This is a genomic window from Streptomyces sp. SDT5-1, assembly GCF_052245995.1.
In the GTDB taxonomy this organism is placed as follows: Bacteria; Actinomycetota; Actinomycetes; order Streptomycetales; family Streptomycetaceae; genus Streptomyces.
In genome coordinates, this window is sequence record NZ_CM125963.1 from 2335533 (window position 1) to 2357512 (window position 21980).

The following is a 21980-nucleotide window of genomic DNA, read 5'->3' on the forward strand; positions in this document are numbered from 1 at the left end:
AGATCATGAGGTCTTGCGCGTCGAGTGTGTCAGAACTGCCCACGTGACGGGGCTGGTTCAGGTCACATCGGGGTTCACATGACGATCGCCGTGGCCCCCTCGATGTCGACCACGTCGACCTGGCGGCCCGGTTCGAAGCTCGCTTCGGTGTCGAGGGCGCGGGCGGACCAGATCTCGCCGCCCAGTTTGATACGGCCGCCCTCCTGGCCGTCGACGCGCTCGACGACGAGGGCCTGTTTGCCCTTGAGTGCCTCGACGCCGGTCGCGAGTTGGGGTTGCTGGGCGCGGTGCCTCGCGGCCACGGGTCGTACGACCGCGATGAGCGCGCACGAGACGACCGCGAAGACGAGTACCTGGAGGACGACTCCGCCGCCCACGCCCGCCGTGACGGCGCCCGCGACGGCGCCGACGGCGAGCATGCCGAGCTCGGGCATGGCGGTGATGACGAGCGGGATTCCGAGTGCGGCCGCCCCGATCAGCCACCACACCCATGCGTCGATGTCTGCCACACGGCCATGGTAGATCCGCAACTCCCGCGCGGACAGGGGCCGTCCGGTGCGCGCGGGGGCGCGTGGGCTCAGCTCAGGGGCAGGCCGGTGGCGGTCCAGCGGCCGTTGTTCTCCTCGACGACCAGCGGGAGGCCGAAGCACTTGGAGAGGTTGCGGGAGGTGAGCTCGAGCTCGATGGGGCCCGCGGCGAGGATCTGGCCCTGGCGGATCATCAGGACGTGCGTGAAGCCGGGGGCGATCTCCTCGACGTGGTGCGTGACCATGATCATCGAGGGGGCGATCGGGTCGCGGGCGAGGCGGCCGAGGCGGCGCACCAGGTCCTCGCGGCCGCCGAGGTCGAGTCCCGCGGCCGGCTCGTCGAGGAGCAGCAGCTCGGGGTCGGTCATCAGGGCGCGGGCGATCAGGGTGCGCTTGCGCTCGCCCTCGGAGAGGGTGCCGAACTTGCGGTCCAGGTACTCGTTCATGCCGAGGCGGTCGAGGAACGCGCGGGCGCGCTGCTCGTCCACGTCCTCGTACTCCTCCTGCCAGCCGGCCGTCATGCCGTACGCGGCGGTGAGCACGGTCTGGAGGACGGTCTGGCGCCTGGGCAGCTTGTCGGCGAGCGCGATGCCGGCCATGCCGATGCGCGGGCGCAGCTCGAAGACGTCGGTGCCGGGCTTGCCGAGGGTCTCGCCGAGGATGGTCGCGGTGCCCTTGCTCGGGTAGAGGTAGCTCGAGGCGACGTTCAGGAGGGTGGTCTTGCCCGCGCCGTTCGGTCCGAGGATGACCCAGCGCTCCCCCTCCTTCACCGACCAGGAGACCTGGTCCACCAGAGCCCGGCCCTCGCGGACCACGGATACGTCCTCCAGCTCCAGTACATCGCTCATGAGCGCGTTGTCTCCCATTGCAGTCTCGTCTGTTCGCCGCGTCCGTCATGCCTTCGCAGAGTTCCTGCTCGGTGCGGCCCCCAAGGAAAACCTACGCCACTGCCCCGGTGGTCCATTCCATCGGTCGGGCTTTAGGTGTCATTGGGGGCTTCTAAGGTGGGGCGCATGCTCACTGAACCACGCTCGGGGCGCCTCGCGGCCTGGGGAAATGCCCTTCTTGGCGGATTTGTCGCACCTGATGACGCGGCGCTCGCGATCGTCGGCGAGGACGCCTCGCATCGTGTGGCGGGGCTTCCGGGCGAGGACGGGCCCGTGGGCCTGACGCTCGCGCTCGGCCGGCTGCGGGCGCTCGGCGTCGGCGGACTGCGGGTGGCGCTGCCCGCGCCGGGGCATCCGCTGGGGCTCAGCGGTCCGCCGGAGTTCAACGCGCGGGCGCTGGAGGCCGAGGAGGCGGTGGTCTGCCACGGCGCGGCGCTCGGTCTCGTTCCCGAGGTGTACGAGGTGGGGCCGGAGGGCGACGAGCACGTCGAGGTGACGTGGCACTGCCTGCCCGTGCGGGAGGCGCCGCCCGCGGACGTGCCGTCGCTCGGCGAGGCGGAGCGGGAGCTCGCGGAGGCGCTGCGGGAGGCGACGGAGGTGCTGACGCGGCTCGACGTGGCTGGTTCCGGTCCGGTGTCGGAGGCGGCCGTGGACGCGTACCGGGCGCGGGCCGAGCGGGGCCGCGAGGCGCTGGCGCCGGGGTATCCGGGGCGGGCGGTGCGGGTGCTCGAGCTGGCGCAGCGGGTGGGGCTGCTGATCTCCGTGGCGTACGAGAGCGGGCACGGGGGCGCGGTGAGCGCTTCGGAGATGGCGGCGCGGGCGGTCGCGCTGCGGCCGGTGGAGCGGACGGCCCGGCGGGCGCAGGTGGCGGCGTACAACGCGTTCGTGGAGGAGCGCGAGAAGGGCCGGGGCTGAGCCCCTCCGGGAATCCACCCGGGCAAGGGGAAAGGCCCCGACGGACGTGTCCGTGGGGGCCTTTCCGTGCCTTGGCGGCAGTGAACGTCAGCCGTTCGAACCGGCGTTGCCGAACGCCGGGTTCAGCAGGCCGATCACGTTGACGGAGTTACCGACGACGTTGACCGGAACGTGGACCGGGAGCTGCGCGACGTTGCCCGAGCCGACGCCCGGCGAGTTGGCGGCCGCACCCTCGGCGCCGGAGTCGGCGAAGGCGGCACCGGCGGTGGCGCCCCCGGCGAGACCGGCAACGGCGACGACCAGGGCGGCCTTCTTGGCGATGTTCATGAGAAGCGTTCCTCCAGATATTGCGTTCCGACCCCAGCCGCGGGGTCGCACGCTGAGAAACGCGCGGGAGGCCTGACGGACACGGGACAAGTGCTCGATCCGCCCGATTGGATCAATAGGCCGACGAATCGACCAACCGCGCGAGCGAACACGTGCACAATGCGGACCGGCCCCGCGGGGCGAACCCCGGGGGCCGGTGAGCCGTGAGCACGCGTCAGTGGTTGAGGCCGACGTTCGCGAACGCCGGGTTGAGCGCGCCGATGACCGTGGCGGTGTTGCCCACGGCGTTCACCGGGATGTGGACCGGAGCCTGGACCAGGTTGCCCGAGCCGACGCCCGGGGACTTCACGGCCTTGCCGTGGGCCTGCGCGCCGTCGGTGGCGGAGGCGAGGCCGGCGCCGGCGGCGACGAGTCCGCCGGCCACGAGGGTGACGGCCGCGGCCTTCTTCAGGTTCTTCACTTCTGGATCCTCCTAGCGATCGCCGCGGCATGGCCGCCGCAGCACGCCTTGGAGAACGCGGCACCGCGCGAGGAGTTGCGCCATTCGAGGGACATCCACACGACGGTATGAATTACGGAACGGAGCGGTGACTTCAGCCCGTGACGCCGTGGCGAACGGCCCAGAGCGCGGCCTGGGTGCGGTCCGCCAGATCGAGCTTCATCAGAATGTTCGACACATGCGTCTTCACCGTCTTCTCGGAGAGGACGAGGGCGCGGGCGATCTCGCGGTTCGAGCGGCCGTCGGCGATCAGGCCGAGCACCTCGCGCTCGCGCTCCGTGAGCGAACCGCCTCTCCCCTGCCCGTTGTTGCCCTCGTCCTGGGCGAGCAGGGCGCCCGCCACCTCGGGCTGGAGCAGGATGTGGCCCGCGTGCACGGAGCGGATGGCGCCGGCGAGAGCCTCCGGGTCCACGTCCTTGTAGACGTACCCGGCAGCTCCCGCGCGCAGGGCGGGGACGACGGTGCGCTGTTCGGTGAAGCTGGTGACGATCAACACCTTGGCGGGGTTGTCGAGTTCGCGGAGCCGGCGCAGGGCGTCGACGCCGTCCATGACCGGCATCTTGACGTCCATGAGGACGACGTCGGGCTTCAGCTCCTCGGCGCGGGCGACTCCCTCGGCGCCGTCGGCGGCCTCGCCGACGACCTCGATGTCGCCCTGCACCTCCAGGAAGGTGCGCAGGCCCCGGCGGACGACCTGGTGATCGTCGACCAGCAACACCTTGATTGGGTCAGCCACCGGGGACCTCCATCTCGATCGTGGTGCCCTTGCCGGGCTCCGATTCCACTGTGAGCCCGCCGCCGACGCCACCCGAGCGGTCGCGCATGGAGACGAGGCCGAGGTGGCGGCCCGCGCTGCGGATCGCCTGCGGGTCGAAGCCCGCCCCGTCGTCGGTGATGCGCAGCACGGCGCCCTGGCCGCGCTTGTCGAGCGTGACCCGGACCTTCTCGGCGCCGGAGTGCCGCAGCGCGTTGTGCAGCGCCTCCTGGGCGACGCGCAGCACCGCCTCCTCCTGCGCCGCGGGCAGCGCCTTGATGCCGCTGGTGGTGAAGGTGACGTGCGCCGAGTGGGCGCGGTCGAGGACCTGGATCTGGGTGCGCAGGGTGGCCACCAGGCCGTCCTCGTCGAGGGCCGCGGGGCGCAACTCGACGACCGCGGCGCGCAGTTCGTCGGCGGCCTCCGCGGCGAGCTCCGCGACGTGCTGCAACTCGCCCTTGGCGCGGTCCGGGTCGCGGTCCATCACGGTCGCGGCGGCCTGGGCGGTCAGGCGCAGCGAGAACAGCTTCTGGCTCACGGCGTCGTGCAGTTCGTGGGCGAGCCGGGAGCGCTCCTCGGCGATGGTGAGCTCGCGGCTGCGCTCGTAGAGGCGGGCGTTCGTGAGCGCGATGGCGGCGTGCTGGGCGAGGATGCCGAGCAGTTCCTCGTCGTCCTGCGTGAAGCCGCAACCGCCTTGCGGCTTCGGGCAGTTCTTGTTGGCGAGGAACAGCGCGCCGATGGTCTCCTCGCCGTCCTTGATGGGCAGGCCGAGGAAGTCCGACATGTTCGGGTGGGCGCTGGGCCAGCCCTCGAAGCGGGGGTCCTTGCGCACGTCGGCGAGGCGCTCGGTCTTCGCGTCGCGCAGCATCGCGGCGAGGATGCCGTGCTGGCGCGGGAGCGGCCCGATGGCCTTCCACTGCTCCTCGCTGACGCCGTCGACGACGAACTGGGCGAAGCCCCCGTGGTCGTCCGGCACGCCGAGCGCCGCGTACTCGGCGTCGAGCAGCTCGCGGGCCGAGGCCACGATCGTCTTGAGGACGTCGCGCACCTCGAGGTGCCTGCTCATGGCGAGGAGCGCGGCGCTGACCGCCGCGAGCCCCGTGCGTGGACCTTGGCTCATGACCTCACCGTACCGGCGGGGTGCGACAGCGGGATCGGGCCGCGGGCGGCCCTCGCCTAGGTCCGTCGGCGTAGGGCGAAGGGCCCTGCGTTCTTGCTGCTCGCGCACGAGGTGCCGGGGGCGGCCGCGTTCCTACGTTGAGGACACGACGCATCACGGACGGCACGACTCAAGGGGACGGTTGTCATGGCGGTAGCGATCATCACGGGGGCCTCGCGGGGGTTCGGGAGGGCGCTGGCGACGGCGCTGGCCGAGCGGGGCTGGGATCTGGTCCTGGACGCGCGGACGGCGGGGCCGCTGGAGGAGGTGGCGGAGCGGTTGCGCGGGTACGGCGGGGTGGTGAAGGCGGTGCCGGGCGATGTCACGGAGGGCGGGCACCGGGTGGAACTGATCGCGGCGGCCTGGGAGTTGGGCGGCCTCGATCTGCTGGTGAACAACGCGGGGGTGCTGGGAGCGGAGCCGCTGGTGCCGCTCGACCGGCATTCGCTCGACGACTTCAGGAAGGCCCTGGAGGTGAATGTGGTGGCGCCGCTCGGTCTGCTCCAGGAGGCGCTGCCGCTGCTGCGCGAGTCGCCCGCGGGGACGGTGATCGGCATGAGTTCGGACGCGGCCACGGAGGCGTACCGCACGTGGGGCGGCTACGGGGCGACGAAGGCGGCGCTCGACCAGCTGGTGGCCGTGCTCGCGGTGGAGGAGCCGGGGCTGCGGGTGTGGGCGGTCGATCCGGGCGGGATGCGCACGGACATGCTGGCGGCGGCCGAGCCGGAGGAGGACCTGAGCGGGGTGCCGCGCCCGGAGGATGTGGTGCCGGCGTTCCTGAGCCTGCTCGACCGGCGCCCGGCGAGCGGCCGGTACGCGGCCCCGTCCCTCCTGGAGGCGTGATGGCGCTGGCGGTGCGGGTTCCGGAGGAGCTGTCGGCGCGGGTGCCCGCCGAGCAGCGGGGGCCAGGTCTGGACAGATCGGCGGTGCGGCTCCTGGTGTCGCGCGGCACCGATGTCACCCATCACCGCTTCCCCGAGCTGCCGTCGGTGCTGCGGGCCGGGGATCTGCTCGTCGTCAATACGTCGCCCACGCTGGCGGCGGCCGTGGACGGGCGGCTCGGGCACGCGCGCGTGGTCGTGCATTTCTCGACACGCGGGGACGACGGGCGCTGGGCGGTGGAGCTGCGGGAGCCGGACGAGCGGGGCACGACGGGGCCGCGCCCCGGAGGGCTGGCGGGGTCGGTGGTCGTGCTCCCCGGTGGAGTACGCCTCGTATATGAGGAGCCGCTGGCGGCCGGGGGCGAGCGGCTGTGGTGGGTGCGGGCGAGCGGGGACGTGCCCGCGCTGCTCGGCCGGTACGGGCGGCCGATCCGGTACGCGTACACGGCGCGGGACCAGCCGCTGGAGGCCTATCAGACGGTGTTCGCGCTGCCGTACGCGGCGGGGGCGGGCAGTGCGGAGATGCCGAGTGCGGCGCGGCCCTTCACGGAGGCGGTCGTGTCGCGGCTCGTGAGCCGGGGCGTGCAGTTCGCGCCGATCACGCTGCACACGGGGGTGGCGTCGGCGGAGTCGCACGAGCCGCCTTATGCGGAGCGTTTCGAGGTGCCTGAGGCGTCGGCGCGGCTGCTGAACGCGGCGCGGGCGGCGGGGCAGCGGGTCGTCGCGGTGGGGACGACGGCGGTGCGGGCCGTCGAGTCGGCGGTCGGTGTCGACGGGGTCGTGCGGGCGGCGCGCGGCTGGACGGATCTGGTGGTGACGCCCGAGCGCGGGGTGCGGGTCGTGGACGGGCTGCTCACCGGACTGCACGAGCCGGAGGCCTCGCACCTTCTGATGCTGGAGGCGGTGGCGGGGCGGCCCGCCGTCGACCGTGCGTACGAGGAGGCGCTGCGGGGGCGCTACCTGTGGCACGAGTTCGGCGACGTGCACCTCATCCTTCCGGAGGAGAGGACTCACGCTGTGCGTTGCAGTGGCAACTGCCGGTGAGTTTCGGCGGGGGTGCGTGTGACGCCACCCATAGGGCCCACGTCACGTACGAAGGTCCGTAGTGGACGAGTAAGGGACTTAGGTCCCGCTACAGCACTGGGACAGGAAGTCGGACATCGGCTTCCTGTCCCTTTTCGTACCCCCGGGGGCGACTACCCGACTTCGTAGGTCACACCTTTGCCTCGGCATTTTGCGGCCGCTAAGAATGTCCAGCGTTGCTCGGCGCCGCGGTCTCTACCCGCGGCGTTCGTGTCGTAAACACGACGTTCCGGTCCCCCGGTCAGGCGAGCGACTTCCGTTCTTAGAGAGGTCCCATTCTCATGACCAAGCACCGCCCCGCCGCCGGCCATAGTCAGCTGACCCGCACCCACAAGTTCTCGCTCGCCGGTGTCGCCGCGCTCGGCGCCGCGGCTCTCGCGGTCACGCTGGTTCCGGGTCACGACACCGAGGCCCAGGCCAAGGACGAGACGGTCGCCGCCGCCCCGGTCGCCTTCACCACCGAGGCCGGCGCGAAGCAGATCAAGGACGTGCACGCCAGCGTCACCGACCAGCAGGCCGCCGCCAGCGAGAAGGCCAAGCAGGCCGAGGCCAAGGCGAAGGCCCGCCAGGAGGCCGAGGCCAAGAAGAAGGCGGAGGCCGAGGCGAAGGCCAAGGCCGAGGCCCAGGCCGCCGCGAAGGCGAAGGCCGAGGAGCAGGCGAAGAAGGAGCGCGAGGCCAAGGAGGCCGCCGCGCGTGCCGCCGCCCGCAAGCCGGTCTACGCCAACAACCTGGACGGCTGGATCAAGGAAGCCCTCTCGATCATGAAGGCGAAGGGCATCCCCGGTTCGTACGAGGGCCTGCACCGCAACATCATGCGCGAGTCGGGCGGCAACCCGAACGCCGTGAACAACACCGACATCAACGCCATCAACGGCACGCCGTCCAAGGGTCTGCTCCAGGTCATCCAGCCGACCTTCGACGCGTACCACGTCGCCGGCACGGCGAACAACCTGACCGACCCGGTCGCCAACCTCGTCGCCGCCGCCAACTACGCGGCTGACAAGTACGGCTCCATCGACAACGTGGACAGCGCGTACTGATGCCTGTAGTTGGGACCTCCAGGTCCGGCACTCGCTGAACCCCCACGGCACGAAGGGCGGCACCCATTGGGTGCCGCCCTTCGTGTGTCCGGTGCCGGCCCTGCTACTTGCGCATGACCTCCGGCTCGTGGCGGCGCAGCAGGCGCGCGACCGCGAAGCCGCAGAGGATGCCGAGGACGATCAGGACCGTGAGGTCGATGCCCCACTGGGCGACCGAGTGGTCCCACAGCGGGTCGAGGTCGTTCGGCTTCTTCGGGTCCCACGGCGGCATCAGGTGCGCGAGGTCCAGGGTGGCGCCCGCGGCGCCGACCGCCCAGCGGGACGGCATCAGCCAGGCGAACTGCTCCAGGCCCACCGTCCCGTAGATCTGGAAGAGCACGCCGGTGAACACGACCTGGACGATCGCGAACATGACGAGCAGCGGCATCGTCTTCTCGGAGGTCTTCACCAGCGAGGAGATGACCAGCCCGAACATCATCGACGTGAAGCCGAGCGCGATGATCGAGATGCACAGCTCGGCGGCCGGCGGCAGCAGCAGGCCCTCCTTCGGCAGCTCGCGCGTGGAGAAGCCGATGGCGCAGATGATGACGCCCTGGACGGCCGTGATCACGCCGAGGACGATGACCTTGGACATCAGGTACGCGGAGCGGGACAGTCCGGTGGCCCGTTCGCGCTCGTAGATGACCCGCTCCTTGATCAGCTCGCGCACCGAGTTGGCGGCGGCGGAGAAGCACATGCCGACCGCGATGATCAGCATGATGGTGCCCGCGTCCCCGTTGAACTTGGACGGCGGCTTGGGCGGGCCGAGCCCGAAGTCGGCCGGGATGACGACGGAGACCAGGCCGAGGACCGCGGGCAGGATCACCATCAGGCCCATGAAGCCCTTGTCCGAGGCGATCACCGAGCAGTAGCGGCGGATCAGCGTGATCAGCTGGGAGCCCCAGGGCTGGGTCTTGGGCGCCTTGATCGCGGCGGGCGGCGGCACGGACACCGACTGCGCGGCCACGGCGTCGATGTCGGCCGCGTACATCTGGTAGTGCTGCGAGCCCTTCCAGCGGCCCGCCCAGTCGTAGTCGCGGTAGTTCTCGAACGCCGAGAACACGTCGGCCCACGTCTTGTAGCCGAAGAAGTTGAGGGCCTCCTCGGGCGGGCCGAAGTAGGCGACGGAGCCGCCGGGCGCCATCACGAGGAGCTTGTCGCAGAGCGCCAGCTCGGCCACGGAGTGGGTGACGACGAGGACCGTGCGCCCGTCGTCGGAGAGGCCGCGCAGGAGCTGCATGACGTCGCGGTCCATGCCCGGGTCGAGGCCCGACGTGGGCTCGTCGAGGAAGATCAGCGACGGCTTGGTCAGCAGCTCGAGGGCCACGGAGACGCGCTTGCGCTGGCCACCGGAGAGCGAGGTGACCTTCTTCTCCTTGTGGATGTCGAGCTTGAGCTCGCGCAGCACCTCGTCGATGCGCTGCTGGCGCTCCTGCTCGCTGGTGTCCGCGGGGAAGCGCAGCTTGGCGGCGTACTTGAGCGCCTTCTTGACGGTCAGCTCCTTGTGCAGGATGTCGTCCTGCGGGACCAGACCGATGCGCTGGCGCAGCTCGGCGAACTGCGTGTAGAGGTTCCGGTTGTCGTAGAGGACGTCGCCTTCGTCGGCGGGCCGATAGCCGGTGAGCGCCTTCAGGAGGGTGGACTTTCCGGAGCCCGACGGGCCGATGACGGCGATCAGCGACTTCTCGGGGACGCCGAACGAGACGTCCTTGAGGATCTGCTTGCCGCCGTCGACGGTCACCGTCAGATGGCGCGCCGAGAACGACACGTCGCCGGTGTCGACGAACTCCTCGAGCCGGTCGCCGACCAGGCGGAACGTGGAGTGGCCCACGCCCACGATGTCGGTGGGGCCGAGCAGCGCCGTGCCGCCCTTGGGGATCGGCTGGCCGTTGACGTACGTGCCGTTGTGCGAGCCGAGGTCGTGGATCTCGAAGCGGCCGTCGGGCGACGCGTGGAACTCGGCGTGCTGCCGCGAGACCTGGAGGTCGGACACCACCAGCTCGTTCTCCAGGGCGCGGCCGATGCGCATGACGCGGCCGAGCGCCAGCTGGTGGAACGTCGTGGGGCTGCGGTCCCCGTACACGGGCGGGGCCCCCGCGACCCCGCCTGCGACCTGCTGCTCCGGCGCGCGGCGCTGCTGGGGCGGCTGCGGCTGCGGCTGCGGCTGCGACCAGCTCGGCTGCTGCTGGTACTGCTGCGGAGGCGGCTGCTGCGTGAGGCCCGCGGCCTGCTGCTGCGCCTGGTGCGGCGAGGCCACCGCGGCGGGGCGGGCGCCGCCCCGCACGTTCAGGCAGGGCCCGTCGGTGGAGTTGCCCAGGTGCACGGACGAGCCGGGCCCGATCTCCATCTGGTGGATCCGCTGCCCCTGCACGAACGTGCCGTTGGTCGAGCCGTGGTCCTCGACGACCCAACTGCGGCCGCCCCAGCTGATCGTGGCGTGACGCCAGGACACCCGGGCGTCGTCGAGCACGATGTCGCCCTGCGGATCGCGTCCGAGGGTGTACGGCCTGGACGGGTCGAGCGTCCAGGTCCTGCCATTCAATTCCAGTACGAGTTCAGGCACTCCATGCCCCACTGAGTTGTCCCCCGAGTTTTTCCCCCGACATGGGGAGTCTAGGGATGTCGAACATCGTGAGGAACTATTTCAGGAAGCCCTCCGTGACCGAAAGGCGGGCCTTGCGCGAAGCCCGTACGCACCTCCTGTACGCCCCTTGGCACGCGCCCCGTTGACGGTACGGAGACCGCCCCGGAGAGTGGTAGTCGCCACAACTCGGGGGGACCGTGATGGCGTTGGCGGAGAGCGGGCACGGGACGAAGGGGCGCGCGGGGGCGCGCGCGGGCGATGTGCTGCTGTCCGCCGTGGCCGCGGTGAGCTGGGCGTTCATCGCCATGGCCGGGGTCGCCGCGCTCGGCCTGCACCTCCTGGAGGCCGACACCGTGGCCTCGCTCGGCCCGATGACGGCGGCGGTGGTGGCGCTGGGGGCGGGCGGGCGTGTGACGCCGTCCGGTGACGTGTCCGCGTTCGGCCTCGAGGGCGCGCAGGCGCACACGGCGATCGACATCGCGCCGCTCGGCGTGGGCCTAGTGGGCGCGCTGGCGCTCAGCTGGTTCTTCCTGCGGTCTCTGCGGGTGGCGGGCGTCGAGGTGACGCCGGGTGAACTCCTCGCGCGCGCGGGCGCGGTGGTGGCGCTCTTCGTGGCGATGATGGGCGGGCTCGCGTGGGCGGGCCACGACGTGATCACGATCGACGGCGAGCAGTTGGGGCTCGACGACCTCACGGGCGACGGCAAGGGACTTCCGGGCGGTATCGCGGACAAACTGCCGGGCGGGATCGGCGGGCTGCTGCCGGACCGGGTCGGCGATCTGGTCGACGCGAAGGCGCACGTCGGGTTCACCGTGGACACGGTGCCCTCCCTGCTGGGCGGCGCGGGGTTCGTGGTGGGCGTCCTCGTGATCGCGCTGCTCGCGTCGCGGCGCACTCCGCTGCCGCGCGCCTTCGCGCCGCTGCTGCGCGCCGTCCGCCCCGCCGCGTCTGCGCTGGTCCTCGTTCTCCTGATGGCGGTCGTCGCGGGTCTGGCAGCGGCGGCGTACGCGATGATCGGCGACGACCATCCGAAGCGGATCGCGGGCGCCGCGCTGCTCGGGGCGCCGAACGGGACGTGGCTCGGGGTCTCCGTCGGCCTCTTCGTGCCGTGGGATGGCAAGGCGACGGGTGAGCTGGCGAAGCTGCTTCCCGATCCGCTGGACGAGCTGCTGCGGGTGTCGTCGGACGAGCCGGTGACGCTGGGGCGGCTCGCGGAACTCGACGGCAGGGTGTGGCTGTTGGGGGTGGCGGTGGCCGTGATGATGTTGCTGGCGGGGGTGCTCACGGCGGTGCGGTCGCCGGTGCCGCAGGGGGCGCTCCGGTTCGCGGCGCGGTGTGCGGTGCGGTTGGGGGGCGTGACGGCGCTCGCGGTGCCGCTCCTGGTGTGGCTCACGGAGGTGTCGGCGGGGGCGTCGCTCTCGGTCCTCGGGTTCGACGCGTTCGGGGCGGGCATCGAGCTGCACGGGCGGATCGGGTGGGCGGTGCTGCTCGGGGCGGCGTGGGGCGCGGGGGCGGGGGGCCTCGGGGCGCTGCTGGCGTACGCGAGCGGGAGGGCCCGGCCGGTGACCGGGGCTCCGGCGGAGGGGCCGGCGGGTCCTTACCGGCCGAGTCAGCCGTATCGGCCGGCCAATCCGGACACGAATCCGTATCTGCGGCCTTATCGACGGTGAAGGTCGTCCGGGGAACCGGCGCGGGGCGCTCGGTGCCCAAGGAGTGGGCTGGATTGCAGGGGGCGCACACGTGCCCGATAACGTGGACCCCATCATGAGCGCTTCGCAGCCCCAGCCCACCGCTGATGCCCCCTCCGTGGACGTTCCGGCGGACGTCCCCACTCTCCTGGTCAAGATCTTCGGCAAGGACCGGCCCGGTATCACCGCCGGGCTCTTCGACACCCTCGCCGCCTACTCCGTGGACGTCGTCGACATCGAGCAGGTCGTCACGCGTGGCCGGATCGTCCTGTGCGCCCTGGTGACCCAGCCGCCGGCCGGGCTCGAGGGCGATCTGCGGTCGACCGTCCACAGCTGGGCGGAGTCGATGAAGATGCAGGCCGAGATCATCTCCGGCATCGGTGACAACCGGCCGCGCGGCACCGGCCGCTCCCACGTCACCGTGCTCGGGCACCCCCTCACCGCCGAGCAGACCGCGTCGATAGCGGCCTGCATCACCGGCACAGGCGGCAACATCGACCGCATCTTCCGCCTCGCGAAGTACCCCGTGACGGCCGTCGAGTTCGCGGTGTCCGGCACCCCGACCGAGGAGCTGCGCACGGTCCTCGCCATAGAGGCCGCGAAGCTGGGCGTGGACGTGGCGGTCGTCTCGGCCGGTCTGCACCGCAGGGCGCAGCGGCTCGTCGTGATGGACGTCGACTCGACGCTCATCCAGGACGAGGTGATCGAGCTGTTCGCGGCGCACGCGGGCTGCGAGGACAAGGTCGCGGAGGTGACGGCGGCGGCGATGCGCGGCGAGCTCGACTTCGAGCAGTCGCTGCACGCGCGCGTGGCGCTGCTCGAGGGGCTCGACGCCTCGGTCGTGGACAAGGTGCGCAGCGAGGTGCGGCTGACGCCCGGCGCCCGCACCCTGATCCGTACGCTCAAGCGGCTCGGCTACCAGGTGGGGGTCGTGTCCGGCGGGTTCACGCAGGTCACGGACGATCTGAAGGAGCGCCTGGGGCTCGACTTCGCGCAGGCCAACACGCTGGAGATCGTCGACGGGAAGCTGACCGGCAGGGTCACCGGCGAGATCGTGGACCGGGCGGGCAAGGCGCGGCTGCTGCGCCGGTTCGCCTCGGAGGCGGGTGTGCCGCTGGAGCAGACCGTGGCGATCGGCGACGGCGCGAACGACCTGGACATGCTGAACGCGGCCGGGCTCGGTGTCGCCTTCAACGCCAAGCCGGTCGTGCGCGAGGCCGCGCACACCGCGGTGAACGTGCCGTTCCTCGACACGGTGCTCTACCTGCTCGGCATCACGCGGGAAGAGGTCGAGGCCGCGGACATCCTGGAGCCGTAGCGGCTCGTGCGTGGGGCCCGGTACCGGCGATCGGTACCGGGCCCCTCGTCGTACGGATGACGGGACGGGCGGTGGCGGTTACTCGCTCGGCGCCCAGTAGTCGACGAGCGTGGCGGTGCCGGGCTCCAGGGTCTTCCACGGTCCGTTGAACGTGAGCACGGAGAACGCGGCGGTCGGGAAGCCGCGGCGGCTCAGGCGCTGGCCCGCGTCGCCCTCGGCCTCCGCGGCGAGGATCTCGGAGAGGGCCTGCACGCCGGGGTTGTGGCCGATCAGCACGGTGTTGCGCACGTCGTCGGGGGTCTCGTTCAGCAGCGCGATCAGCTCGCCGGGCGAGGCCTCGTAGATCCGCTCCTCGTACACCGTCTTCGGCCGCTCGGGCAGTTCCTGCACGGCGAGCTTCCAGGTCTCACGGGTACGGGTGGCGGTCGAGCACAGGGCCAGGTCGAAGGGGATGCCTGCGTCGGCCAGCTTGCGGCCGGCGACGGGGGCGTCCCTGCGGCCCCGCTCGGCGAGCGGCCGCTCGTGGTCGGAGACCTGCGGCCAGTCCGCCTTGGCATGCCGGAAAAGGACAATCCTGCGGGGTTCTGCGACGCTCATGCGTCCCAGCTTCGCATGAAACCCTCGGCCGGGCGCAGGGAGTTGACGCGGTCGCCCGGCACGGGTGAACGGGTCGGGCGCCGCTAGCGCAGCACCAGATCCCTGGCGTGTTCCAGCATGCGGATGATGCTCGGGTCACCGGAGGCGGCATGCGCGTCGGACGGGTTGAGGATCAGCAGGAGCAGCGCCACGAAGGCGACGGCGGGCAGCACGAGCGCCCACCACGGCAGCCGGATGTCGACGCGCCCCGTGGCTGCCTGGTGGGGCGGGGTGTGCGTGGGGGCCGACATGGGTGCCTCCGGGGTCCGTGGTCCGTACCGCGCTTCGTCGGTCTCGACGGTATGCGGCAGGAGGCGCGGGACCCATCCGGTGATCCACCCACTTCACCCTGACACTGTCCCCCTAGGGGACGGTGGGGAAAGCCCCACCCCGGTGTCAGGGCGCGGCGATGGACGCGATGATGCCGACGACGACCGTGACGGCCAGCATCGCGCCGAGCACGAGGAGGAGCTTCTTCTGGCCGTTCTGGGGGTTCGGCTCGAGCACAGGCGACATGCGCCAAGTGTCGCACCTGTCCCCCGGGGTCAGGACGCCGGGGCCGCCTCGTCCTCGACGGTGCGGTTGCGGCCCGCGAGGACGCCGACCACGATCTGCGGCACCATCAGGGCGGCCATCAGGGCGATCGGGGCGCCCCAGCCGCCGCTGTGCTGGTAGAGGACGCCGACGAGCAGCGGGCCGGGGATCGAGATCAGGTAGCCGGTGGACTGGGCGAATGCGGACAGCTTGGCGACGCCCGCGCCGGTGCGGGCGCGCATCCCGACCATGGTGAGCGCCAGCGGGAACGCGCAGTTCGAGATGCCGAGCAGCAGCGCCCACGCCCAGGCGCCCGAGGCCGGGGCGAAGTACAGGCCCGCGTAGCCCGCGAGGCCGCAGACTCCGAGGGCGATCACCATCGGGCCCTGGCTGGGCAGCCGGGCGGCCATCCGCGGGATGACGAAGCCGAGCGGGATGCCCATCGCCATGGTCACGGCGAGCAGCACGCCCGCGGTGGAGGCGGAGACCCCGGAGTCGCGGAAGATCTGCGCCATCCAGCCCATCGTGATGTACGCGGCGGTGGCCTGGAGGCCGAAGAAGACGGCGAGGGCCCAGGCGGTGCGGCTGCGGACGATGCGCAGCCCCTCGCCCTCGGGGGCCGTGCCGGTCTCGGCGGCGGGCGTCGCGGCGGCGGCCAGGGTGGCGGTGTCCTTCTTGCGGACGAGCGGCAGCCAGGCGAGGGCGGCGACGGCGGCGAGCGCGGCCCATACGGCGAGGCCCGCCTGCCAGCTGCCGCCGAGCGCCGAGGTGACGGGGACGGTCGCGGCGGCCGCGGTGGAGGTGCCGAGCGCGAGGGCCATCGAGTACAGGCCGGTCATGGTGCCGACCTTGTCGGGGAACCAGCGCTTGACGATGACCGGCATCAGCACGTTGCTGACGGCGATGCCCATCAGGCCGAGGGCGCTGGCCACCAGGAAGCCCGCGGTGCCGCCGGTGAAGGGGCGGACGACGAGGCCGACGGCGATGGCGACCATGCCGGCGCAGACGACGGCGCTGGGGCCGAAGCGCCGGGCGAGCCGGGGCGCCGTCACACCGAAGATCGCGAAGCAGAGCGGCGGCACGGACGTGAGGAGTCCGGCGACGCTGCCGCTCATCCCGAGCCCGTCACGGACCTCTTCGAGGAGGGCGCCGAGGCTGGTGATGGCGGGCCGCAGGTTCATCGCGGCGAGGACGATGCCGACCGTGACGAGCCGGATCACCCAGGTGCGCGGAGCGTGCTGTTCCGTGCGGAGGGGGGTGTCGTGGGCGGCGCTCGGTGGTGCCATCGTCGGGGTTTCCTCACTAGCCATGAGGCCCATATTAGATTCATGGGATGATTGGCTGTCCAATCCGATCCCGAAGGAACGTCATGCCGCTGACCTCGCCCCGGCGCTCGGCCCTCTCCGAGCAGGTCATCTCCGCCCTGCGCGCCCAGATCTCCTCGGGCGAGTGGCCGGTGGGCTCCCGCATCCCGACGGAGCCGGAGCTCGTGGAGCAGCTGGGCGTGGCCCGGAACACGGTGCGGGAGGCGGTCCGCGCCCTCGCGCACAACGGGCTGCTCGACATCCGGCAGGGCTCGGGGACGTACGTGGTGGCGACCAGCGAGCTGGCGGGCGTCATGCAGCGGCGGTTCGCCGACGCGGCCCCGCAGGACATCGCCGAGCTGCGGGCCACGCTGGAGTCGAGCGCGGCGAGGTTTGCGGCGGAGCGGCGCACCGAGCGCGACCTGAAGCAGCTCGACGCCCTGCTCGTACGGCGTGAGGAGGCGTGGTCGTCCGGGGACACCGAGGCGTTCGTGTCGGCGGACGCGACGTTCCACCTGGCGGTGGTGGCCGCGTCGCACAACGAGGTGCTGACGGCGATGTACGCGGACCTGGGCGAGGTCATGCGGGACTGGCTGCGCGAGGACGTGGGGGCCGAGCTGACCGCGGAGAACCACATGGACCACGCGACGCTCGTGGACGCGATCCGGGTCGGTGACGCGGAGGCCGCGGCGCAGGAGGCCGCGCGCTACCCGTTCGACTGTCGCCCGGGACGGCTCACTTCGGCGCCTTGTGGTGACTGACCCAGGCCGTCTTCACGCTCTTCCAGCACCGGCCGTCGAGGCGCAGCGTCTCGGCGGGGAACACCGCCTTCGGGCGGGAGTCCGTGTCGATGTCCCACCAGCGCGCGCACTCGATGTGCAGGGCCACGCGGTCGACCGTCGGGTACGGGTTGTGGCAGACGGCGCTGACGAGGTCGCGGCGGACCGCTATCCGGCAGTCGGCCCCCGACGGCTCGCGTTTCCTGGCCGGCTTCTCGTCGGACACGGCGTCGTAGGGCAGCGTGAACAGCAGGGTCAGCGCGGCGAGCGCGGGGACGACGCGGTGTGAGAAACGCAAAGGGACCTCCTCGCACCAGCGTGCGTGGAGGTCCCTGCGGCCCGCCCGGCCGGTGGGCCGAACGGGTGAGCGGGTGTCAGGCGCCGATGGCGTGCAGACCGCCGTCGACGTGCACGATCTCGCCCGTCGTCTTCGGGAACCAGTCGGAGAGCAGCGCGACGATGCCGCGGCCCGCCGGCTCCGGGTCCTCGAGCTTCCACTCCAGCGGGGAGCGGGAGTCCCACACGGAGGCCAGCTCGCTGAAGCCCGGGATGGACTTCGCGGCCATGGAGCCGATCGGGCCCGCCGAGATCAGGTTGCAGCGGATGTTCTGCTTGCCCAGGTCACGGGCCATGTAGCGGCTGGTGGCCTCCAGGGCGGCCTTGGCCGGGCCCATCCAGTCGTACTGCGGCCAGGCGAACTGCGCGTCGAAGGTGAGGCCCACGACGGAACCGCCCTCGGTCATCAGCGGCAGCAGCGCCATGGTCAGCGACTTCAGGGAGAAGGCGGAGACGTGCATGGCCGTGGAGACGGACTCGAACGGCGTGTTCAGGAAGTTGCCGCCGAGGGCGTCCTGCGGCGCGAAGCCGATGGAGTGCACGATGCCGTCGAGGCGGTCACCGAGCTGCTCGCGGACCTGGCCCTCCAGGCGGGCGAGGTGCTCGTCGTTCGAGACGTCGAGCTCCAGGACCTTGACCTTGTCGGGCTCCGGCAGCTTCTTGGCGATGCGCTCGGTCAGCGACGGGCGCGGCCAGGCGGTGAGGATGATCTCCGCGCCCTGCTCCTGGGCCAGCTTCGCGGTGTGGAAGGCGATGGAGGACTCCATCAGCACACCGGTGATGAGGATCTTCTTGCCCTCGAGGATTCCAGCCATGGTGATCAGTGACCCATTCCCAGTCCGCCGTCAACCGGGATGACGGCTCCAGTGATGTACGAGGCGTCGTCCGAGGTCAGGAACTTCACCACTCCGGCGATCTCCTCGACCTGCGCGTACCGGCCGAGCGGCACCTGCGACACGATGCCCGCGCGCTGCTCGTCGGTGAGCGCCTGGGTCATGTCGGTGTCCACGAAACCGGGGGCGACGACGTTGAAGGTGATGTTGCGCGAGCCCAGCTCGCGGGCGAGCGAGCGCGCGAACCCGACCAGACCCGCCTTCGACGCGGCGTAGTTCGCCTGCCCCGCCGAGCCGAGCAGGCCGACGACGGAGGAGATCAGCACGACGCGGCCCTTCTTGGCGCGCAGCATGCCGCGGTTGGCGCGCTTCACGACCCGGAAGGTGCCGGTGAGGTTGGTGTCGAGGACGGACGCGAAGTCCTCCTCGGACATGCGCATGAGGAGCTGGTCCTTGGTGACGCCCGCGTTGGCGACGAGGACCTCGACGTTGCCGTGCTTCTCCTCGATCTCCTTGTACGCGGCGTCCACCTGCTGGGTGTCCGTGATGTCGCAGCGGACGGCGAGGGCGCCGGCGTCGACGAGCTCCTTGGGGGGCTCTCCGGAGCGGTAGGTGAAGGCGACCTTGTCGCCCTGCTCCAGGAAGGCTCGGGCGATGGCGAGGCCGATGCCCCGGTTTCCTCCGGTGACGAGAACCGAGCGGCTCAACGGATCACCCTTTCGATCGGCGGTCAGGTACGTCTTGAACCTATCCGCCTGCGGCACCGGGTGCCGAATCCGGGGGCGACAGGTCGAGGGGGTGCTGTCTGTGGGGTTCCCACAGACAGGACGCGTCGTGGTTCACTCACACGCACCGTGCCGCGCATGCCGTGACAGAAGGGGAAGCCGCCCATGGCCCATGAGATCGATCAGTCGTTCCTTGATCTGCCCCTACGAGCCCTCGCCGACGCCGCCCTCGCGCGGGCCCGCGCCCTGGGTGCCGAGCACGCGGACTTCCGCCTGGAGCGGGTGCGGGGCGCGTCGGTGCGGCTGCGGGACGCCAAGCCCTCCGGGGCGTCGGACAGCACCGACCTGGGATACGCCGTGCGCGTCGTACATGGCGGGACGTGGGGGTTCGCCTCCGGTGTCGATCTGACGATGGACGGCGCGGCGCGGGTCGCCTCGCAGGCCGTGGCGATGGCCAAGCTGAGCGCGCAGGTCATCAAGGCCGCCGGGTCGGACGAGCGGGTGGAGCTGGCCGACGAGCCGGTGCACACGGAGAAGACCTGGGTCTCCTCGTACGAGATCGATCCCTTCACCGTGCCGGAGGAGGAGCGGGCCGGGCTGCTCGCCGACTGGAGCGCGCGGCTGCTCTCGGCGGACGGGGTGTCCCATGTGGACGCCTCCTTGTACTGCGTGCACGAGAACAAGTTCTATGCGGACACGGCGGGCACGGTCACGACGCAGCAGCGCGTGCGGCTGCACCCGGAGCTGACGGCGGTCGCCGTGGACGACTCCAGCGGCGAGTTCGACTCCATGCGCACCATCGCGCCGCCGGTCGGGCGCGGCTGGGAGTACCTCACCGGGACCGGCTGGGACTGGGAGTCCGAGCTGGCCGAGATCCCCGAGCTGCTCGCGGAGAAGATGCGCGCGCCGAGCGTGAAGGCGGGCGCGTACGACCTGGTCGTGGACCCGTCCAACCTCTGGCTGACCATCCACGAGTCCATCGGGCACGCCACCGAGCTGGACCGCGCGCTCGGCTACGAGGCGGCGTACGCGGGCACCTCCTTCGCCACGTTCGACCAGCTCGGGAAGCTCAAGTACGGCTCCGAGATCATGAACGTGACGGGTGACCGCACCGCGGAGCACGGGCTCGCCACCATCGGGTACGACGACGAGGGCGTGGCCGGGCAGTCCTGGGACCTGGTGAGGGACGGGACGCTGGTCGGCTATCAACTCGACCGGCGGATCGCGAAGTTGACCGGCTTCGAGCGTTCCAACGGCTGCGCGTACGCCGACTCCCCCGGGCACGTCCCCGTGCAGCGCATGGCCAATGTGTCGCTCCAGCCGGATCCGGGCGGGCTCGCCACGGAGGACCTGATCGCGGGCGTCGACCGAGGGCTCTACCTGGTCGGCGACCGGTCGTGGTCCATCGACATGCAGCGCTACAACTTCCAGTTCACCGCGCAGCGCGCGTACGCGATCCGGGGCGGGAAGCTCGCCGGGCAGGTGCGGGACTTCGCGTACCAGGCGACGACCACGGACTTCTGGGGCTCGATGGCGGCGGTCGGCGGCCCGCAGACGTACGTCCTCGGCGGCGCCTTCAACTGCGGCAAGGCCCAGCCGGGCCAGGTCGCGTCCGTCTCGCACGGCTGCCCGAGCGCGCTCTTCAAGGGCGTCAACATTCTGAACACCACGCAGGAGGCCGGTCGATGAGCCCGCGTACCAGCAAGCCGTACGAGATCGTCGAGCGCGCCCTGGAGCTGTCGCGCGCCGACGGCTGCGTGGTCGTCGCCGACGAGACGTCCACCGCCAATCTGCGCTGGGCGGGCAACGCGCTCACCACGAACGGCGTGACGCGCGGGCGCACCCTCACCGTCGTCGCCACGGTCGACGGCAAGGAGGGCACGGCGTCCGGCGTCGTGTCCCGCTCGGCCGTGACCGCGGACGACCTGGAGCCGCTGGTGCGCGCCGCCGAGGAGGCCGCCGCCAAGGCGGGGCCCGCCGAGGACGCGCAGCCGCTGATCGCCGACGTACCGCACTCCCCCGACTTCACGGAGGCGCCCGCCGAGACCTCGTCCGCCGTCTTCGCGGACTTCGCGCCGGCGCTCGGCGAGGCGTTCGCGCGGGCGAGGGCGGGCGGGCGCGAGCTGTACGGGTTCGCCAATCACGAGCTGACCAGCAGCTACCTCGGTACGTCCGCGGGGCTGCGGCTGCGGCACGACCAGCCCGACGGGACCCTCGAGCTGAACGCCAAGTCGCACGGGCGCAGGCGCTCCGCGTGGGCGGGCCGCTCGACGCGCGACTTCAAGGACGTCGATCCGGCGGCCATGGACGCCGACCTCGCCACCCGGCTCGGCTGGGCGGAGCGGCGGGTCGACCTGCCCGCCGGACGGTACGAGACGCTGCTGCCGCCGACAGCCGTGGCGGACCTGCTGATCTACCAGATGTGGTCGTCGGGGGCGCGGGACGCGGCCGAGGGCCGGACCGTGTTCTCCAGGCCGGGCGGCGGTACGCGGGTCGGCGAGCGGCTCAGCGAGCTGCCGCTGACGCTGCGCAGCGATCCGCACGCGCCGGGCCTCGAGTGCGCGCCGTTCGTCCTCGCGCACTCCTCCAGCGACGCGTCGTCGGTGTTCGACAACGGGCTGCCGGTGGGCGCCACCGACTGGATCCGCGAGGGGAAGCTCGCGCGCCTCACGACGACCCGGCACAGCGCCGCGCTCACCGGGCAGCCCGTCGCCCCCGCGATCGACAACCTGATCCTCGACGGGGGCGGCGAGAAGTCCCTGGACGAGATGGTGGCGGGCACCGAACGCGGACTGCTCCTGACCTGCCTCTGGTACATCCGCGAGGTCGACCCGGCGACGCTGCTGCTCACCGGGCTCACCCGCGACGGCGTGTACCTGGTGGAGAACGGCGAGGTCGTCGGCGAGGTGAACAACTTCCGGTTCAACGAGTCGCCCGTCGGTCTGCTCGGCCGGGCCACCGAGGCCGGGCGCACGGAAAAGACGCTGCCCAGGGAGTGGGGCGACTGGTTCACTAGGGCGGCGATGCCCGCGCTGCGGGTGCCGGACTTCAACATGAGCTCGGTCAGCCAGGGCGTGTGACACCCATAGACTGGCAGGGTTACAGCAGACCTGTTCAAGGAGAACAAGAACC

At 71.6% G+C, this 21980-nt stretch carries 21 protein-coding genes and 2 pseudogenes; 9 read left to right on the plus strand and 14 right to left on the minus strand.

The features are described 5' to 3' along the window. Positions 1 to 74 precede the first annotated feature (74 nt). Positions 75 to 509 (minus strand): NfeD family protein, encoded by a 435-nt coding sequence (locus ACTWJ8_RS10905; RefSeq protein WP_443263701.1) that lies wholly within the window; start codon positions 507 to 509, stop codon positions 75 to 77. 335 nt (positions 510 to 844) lie between these two features. Beyond that, positions 845 to 1393: pseudogene (locus ACTWJ8_RS10910) on the minus strand (ABC transporter ATP-binding protein); the annotation flags it as partial. A 147-nt stretch (positions 1394 to 1540) separates the two neighbouring features. Here ACTWJ8_RS10910 and ACTWJ8_RS10915 point away from each other — a divergent pair. Further along, positions 1541 to 2329, plus strand: coding sequence for a hypothetical protein (locus ACTWJ8_RS10915; RefSeq protein WP_443263702.1), 789 nt, complete (start codon positions 1541 to 1543; stop codon positions 2327 to 2329). Between the two features lie 87 nt (positions 2330 to 2416). Here the strand turns inward: ACTWJ8_RS10915 and ACTWJ8_RS10920 are convergent, their stop codons facing one another. The 4 genes from ACTWJ8_RS10920 to ACTWJ8_RS10935 all read right to left on the minus strand — a co-directional run bounded on the left by ACTWJ8_RS10920 (position 2417) and on the right by ACTWJ8_RS10935 (position 5029). Continuing rightward, entirely contained in the window at positions 2417 to 2656 is a 240-nt protein-coding gene (locus ACTWJ8_RS10920) for a chaplin (RefSeq protein ID WP_356388571.1), read from the minus strand. 214 nt (positions 2657 to 2870) lie between these two features. Next, positions 2871 to 3116 carry a chaplin gene (locus ACTWJ8_RS10925; RefSeq protein WP_356388569.1) on the minus strand — a complete coding sequence of 82 codons (246 nt, stop codon included), beginning with the start codon at positions 3114 to 3116 and terminating at the stop codon, positions 2871 to 2873. Positions 3117 to 3249: 133 nt separating this feature from the next. Continuing rightward, on the minus strand, positions 3250 to 3891 hold the full coding sequence (locus ACTWJ8_RS10930; protein WP_356388567.1) for a response regulator transcription factor: 642 nt from the start codon (positions 3889 to 3891) through the stop codon (positions 3250 to 3252). Next, a complete protein-coding gene (locus ACTWJ8_RS10935; RefSeq protein WP_443263703.1) occupies positions 3884 to 5029 on the minus strand; it encodes a GAF domain-containing sensor histidine kinase in 1146 nt (381 codons plus the stop codon). Before ACTWJ8_RS10935 ends, ACTWJ8_RS10930 begins: the two co-directional genes overlap by 8 nt. Positions 5030 to 5215: 186 nt before the next feature. Here ACTWJ8_RS10935 and ACTWJ8_RS10940 point away from each other — a divergent pair, with 186 nt between their 5' ends. The 3 genes from ACTWJ8_RS10940 (at position 5216) to ACTWJ8_RS10950 (ending at position 8072) form a co-directional block, all read left to right on the plus strand. Next, a complete protein-coding gene (locus tag ACTWJ8_RS10940; protein WP_443263704.1) occupies positions 5216 to 5911 on the plus strand; it encodes an SDR family NAD(P)-dependent oxidoreductase in 696 nt (231 codons plus the stop codon). Then, positions 5911 to 6993, plus strand: coding sequence for an S-adenosylmethionine:tRNA ribosyltransferase-isomerase (locus ACTWJ8_RS10945; protein ID WP_443263705.1), 1083 nt, complete (start codon positions 5911 to 5913; stop codon positions 6991 to 6993). The genes ACTWJ8_RS10940 and ACTWJ8_RS10945 overlap by 1 nt, the downstream gene beginning before the upstream one ends. A gap of 320 nt (positions 6994 to 7313) precedes the next feature. Continuing rightward, on the plus strand, positions 7314 to 8072 hold the full coding sequence (locus ACTWJ8_RS10950) for a transglycosylase SLT domain-containing protein (protein WP_356388559.1): 759 nt from the start codon (positions 7314 to 7316) through the stop codon (positions 8070 to 8072). A 103-nt stretch (positions 8073 to 8175) separates the two neighbouring features. Here the strand turns inward: ACTWJ8_RS10950 and ACTWJ8_RS10955 are convergent, their stop codons facing one another. Further along, on the minus strand, positions 8176 to 10674 hold the full coding sequence (locus ACTWJ8_RS10955; protein ID WP_356388557.1) for an ABC transporter ATP-binding protein/permease: 2499 nt from the start codon (positions 10672 to 10674) through the stop codon (positions 8176 to 8178). Between the two features lie 221 nt (positions 10675 to 10895). Here ACTWJ8_RS10955 and ACTWJ8_RS10960 point away from each other — a divergent pair. After that, positions 10896 to 12350, plus strand: a pseudogene (locus ACTWJ8_RS10960) (streptophobe family protein); the annotation flags it as partial. 109 nt (positions 12351 to 12459) lie between these two features. Further along, positions 12460 to 13701 (plus strand): phosphoserine phosphatase SerB, encoded by a 1242-nt coding sequence (serB, locus tag ACTWJ8_RS10965; protein ID WP_443263706.1) that lies wholly within the window; start codon positions 12460 to 12462, stop codon positions 13699 to 13701. A 78-nt stretch (positions 13702 to 13779) separates the two neighbouring features. Here serB and ACTWJ8_RS10970 read toward each other — a convergent pair whose 3' ends face one another. The 4 genes from ACTWJ8_RS10970 to ACTWJ8_RS10985 form a co-directional block, all read right to left on the minus strand. Further along, positions 13780 to 14298, minus strand: a complete 519-nt coding sequence (locus tag ACTWJ8_RS10970) for a SixA phosphatase family protein (protein ID WP_356388553.1) — start codon at positions 14296 to 14298, stop codon at positions 13780 to 13782. An 83-nt stretch (positions 14299 to 14381) separates the two neighbouring features. Continuing rightward, positions 14382 to 14588: a hypothetical protein gene (locus ACTWJ8_RS10975; RefSeq protein WP_443263707.1), complete on the minus strand. Its 207-nt coding sequence runs from the start codon at positions 14586 to 14588 to the stop codon at positions 14382 to 14384. A 145-nt stretch (positions 14589 to 14733) separates the two neighbouring features. Further along, a complete protein-coding gene (locus tag ACTWJ8_RS10980) occupies positions 14734 to 14844 on the minus strand; it encodes an SGM_5486 family transporter-associated protein (protein ID WP_266725572.1) in 111 nt (36 codons plus the stop codon). Between the two features lie 38 nt (positions 14845 to 14882). After that, the gene (locus tag ACTWJ8_RS10985) at positions 14883 to 16181 is read right to left on the minus strand and encodes a CynX/NimT family MFS transporter (RefSeq protein WP_356388549.1); all 1299 of its coding nucleotides are present in this window, start codon (positions 16179 to 16181) and stop codon (positions 14883 to 14885) included. A 59-nt stretch (positions 16182 to 16240) separates the two neighbouring features. Between ACTWJ8_RS10985 and ACTWJ8_RS10990 the strand changes: the two genes are divergently transcribed. After that, on the plus strand, positions 16241 to 16936 hold the full coding sequence (locus tag ACTWJ8_RS10990) for a FadR/GntR family transcriptional regulator (RefSeq protein ID WP_356388547.1): 696 nt from the start codon (positions 16241 to 16243) through the stop codon (positions 16934 to 16936). Here ACTWJ8_RS10990 and ACTWJ8_RS10995 read toward each other — a convergent pair. The 3 genes from ACTWJ8_RS10995 to fabG form a co-directional block, all read right to left on the minus strand. Next, on the minus strand, positions 16911 to 17252 hold the full coding sequence (locus ACTWJ8_RS10995; protein WP_356388545.1) for a hypothetical protein: 342 nt from the start codon (positions 17250 to 17252) through the stop codon (positions 16911 to 16913). The genes ACTWJ8_RS10990 and ACTWJ8_RS10995 overlap by 26 nt on opposite strands. Positions 17253 to 17328: 76 nt before the next feature. Then, entirely contained in the window at positions 17329 to 18105 is a 777-nt protein-coding gene (fabI, locus tag ACTWJ8_RS11000; RefSeq protein ID WP_356388543.1) for an enoyl-ACP reductase FabI, read from the minus strand. Between the two features lie 5 nt (positions 18106 to 18110). Beyond that, a complete protein-coding gene (fabG, locus tag ACTWJ8_RS11005) occupies positions 18111 to 18830 on the minus strand; it encodes a 3-oxoacyl-[acyl-carrier-protein] reductase (protein WP_356388541.1) in 720 nt (239 codons plus the stop codon). A 183-nt stretch (positions 18831 to 19013) separates the two neighbouring features. Here fabG and ACTWJ8_RS11010 point away from each other — a divergent pair, with 183 nt between their 5' ends. Both ACTWJ8_RS11010 and ACTWJ8_RS11015 read left to right on the plus strand, forming a co-directional pair. Then, positions 19014 to 20537: a TldD/PmbA family protein gene (locus ACTWJ8_RS11010; RefSeq protein WP_443263708.1), complete on the plus strand. Its 1524-nt coding sequence runs from the start codon at positions 19014 to 19016 to the stop codon at positions 20535 to 20537. After that, positions 20534 to 21928: a metallopeptidase TldD-related protein gene (locus ACTWJ8_RS11015; RefSeq protein ID WP_356388537.1), complete on the plus strand. Its 1395-nt coding sequence runs from the start codon at positions 20534 to 20536 to the stop codon at positions 21926 to 21928. The genes ACTWJ8_RS11010 and ACTWJ8_RS11015 overlap by 4 nt, the downstream gene beginning before the upstream one ends. Positions 21929 to 21980: the final 52 nt, after the last annotated feature.